This window comes from Ruminococcus sp. 1001136sp1, from assembly GCF_039841815.1.
GTDB classification, from domain to species: domain Bacteria; phylum Bacillota; class Clostridia; order Lachnospirales; family Lachnospiraceae; genus Blautia_A; species Blautia_A faecis.
In genome coordinates this window covers 1-2,037 of record NZ_JBDPGY010000057.1, presented here as the reverse complement: position 1 = coordinate 2,037, position 2,037 = coordinate 1, and the positions used below count along the sequence as shown (strand labels likewise).

Here is a 2,037-nt window from a genome sequence, read left to right as displayed (position 1 = left end):
ACCATTTACAAGTGGGCGCAGGAGGACGCTGCCAAAGGCAAGGCTGCCCCGAAACAGGGCATACCCGATTATTCATGTAAGGAGGGCGAGAGCTTATGAAAAACGAGATTGAAGCTATGATTACGGACATTACAACCACTACCGTCGAAGCGGAGGACTACACAGGCGAGGACGGGCTTTTATACTGTGGCAAGTGCCATACGCCAAAAGAAGCCTACTTTTCAAAAGAAACCGCCCAATGGTTAGGGTATGACCGCCACCCAACAGACTGCGACTGTCAGCGAGCAGCCCGTGAAAAGCAGCAAGCCGCCGAAAGCCGACAGAAGCACCTTGAAAAAGTGGAGGACTTGAAACGCCGGGGCTTTACCGACCCTGCTATGCGGAACTGGACATTTGAGCATGACAACGGCAGAAACCCACAGACCGAAACCGCCCGCTTTTATGTGGAGAGCTGGGAAACCATGCAGGCTGAAAATATCGGCTACCTGTTCTGGGGCGGCGTGGGGACAGGAAAAAGCTACCTTGCCGCCTGTATCGCCAACGCCCTTATGGAGAAAGAGGTTGCCGTCTGTATGACAAACTTTGCAACGATACTGGGTGACCTTGCTGCCAGCTTTGAGGGCAGGAACGAATATATTTCCCGCCTTTGCAGCTACCCTCTGCTGATACTTGATGATTTCGGTATGGAGCGAGGGACAGAATACGGGCTGGAACAGGTTTACAGCGTGATTGACAGCCGTTACCGAGGCGGCAAGCCGCTGATCGCCACGACCAACCTCACGCTGGAGGAATTGCAGCACCCGCAGGACACGCCCCACGCCCGTATCTATGACAGGCTGACTTCCATGTGCGCCCCCGTCCGCTTCACGGGCAGCAATTTCCGAAAGGAAACCGCACAGGAAAAGCTGGAACGCTTAAAGCAACTGATGAAGCAGCGAAAGGAGAGCCTATGACAGAAACCAAACAGACAAGCACCACCAAAACAGACCGCCGCCCGGACTGTGTAACGGAAATCCGCATGGGCAACTCCGTCCTTACCGTTTCCGGCTTCTTCAAGCAGGGCGCAACCGACACCGCAGCCGACAAGATGATGAAAGTGCTGGAAGCGGAAGCTGCTACACAAAAAACAGCGATTTAACATGATACTGAAAAGCGGTCACGCTTTTGGCGTGACCGCTGGCAGAGAAATTATAGGTTGAAAAATGCTGAGAGTGCTTTCCCCAAATCTTCGGGAGCGTCTATGTTTACTTCATGTCCAGAATTTTTAATCACTAATAATTCGGCTTGCGGTAACTGCGATTGAAGCTGTAAAGAAGCCTGTTTATTTGCTGTATCTTTCTCCCCGCAGATAACCATTACAGGGCTATTGATACACTTCAATTCTTTTTGGAAATCCAAGTTTATCATGGATTTTGACAGATTGATAAAATCCGTTTTACCAAGTCCCATGCTTTCAAATGTTCTTTTAGGCATAAACCGAAAGAGCATATTTTGAAATTGCAAGAGTTTTTTCGGCATTGTATATTGTGTCGCAACCAACGCCAAAGAGTTTATTTTATCTGGATTTTCAATCCCATATTGCAATGCGAGAATACCGCCTAAAGATAGCCCACAGATATTGACCGGTTCTGAAAATTGCTTACAGTATTCGGAGAAAGCAAGATATAAAACTTGATAGCAGACCTCTTTATCTTCAAACCAATCAAAAAGGTTCGGGCATAAAATGTCCGCACTTTTCCCCATAGTGTTAATCGTATTTTTCCAGCTTGATGATGTTTGCCCTAATCCATGAAGTAATATAGTTTTCATTTTCTCTCCTGCAATGTCTGATGTGTATTTACGGTAAAGTATATCACAGAGTTATGAACTTTTCTATCTTTTTTGCAGCGAGAAGCCGTACAGTAAAAAATCGTCATTTTGACAGGCGGTAAAGAAGCAGAAACCGCTATACAGACAGCCGCCCCATGTGGTACAATCAAGGTACGGAATAGTGGGGCTGGCTGTCGGAAACGGAGGATTTTATGTTAAGACAGACCA

At 47.5% G+C, this 2,037-nt stretch carries 3 protein-coding genes; 2 read left to right on the top strand and 1 reads right to left on the bottom strand.

Annotated elements, in window-relative coordinates:
- The first annotated feature begins 95 nt into the window (after positions 1-95).
- Positions 96-953 carry an ATP-binding protein gene (locus ABHC48_RS20450; RefSeq protein WP_102759325.1) on the top strand — a complete coding sequence of 286 codons (858 nt, stop codon included), beginning with the start codon at positions 96-98 and terminating at the stop codon, positions 951-953.
- Complete coding sequence (locus ABHC48_RS20445; protein WP_002569233.1) at positions 950-1,138, top strand: transposon-encoded TnpW family protein; 189 nt, start codon at positions 950-952, stop codon at positions 1,136-1,138. Before ABHC48_RS20450 ends, ABHC48_RS20445 begins: the two co-directional genes overlap by 4 nt.
- Before the next feature lie 50 nt (positions 1,139-1,188).
- Here ABHC48_RS20445 and ABHC48_RS20440 read toward each other — a convergent pair whose 3' ends face one another.
- Entirely contained in the window at positions 1,189-1,809 is a 621-nt protein-coding gene (locus ABHC48_RS20440; RefSeq protein ID WP_102759324.1) for an alpha/beta fold hydrolase, read from the bottom strand.
- Positions 1,810-2,037: the final 228 nt, after the last annotated feature.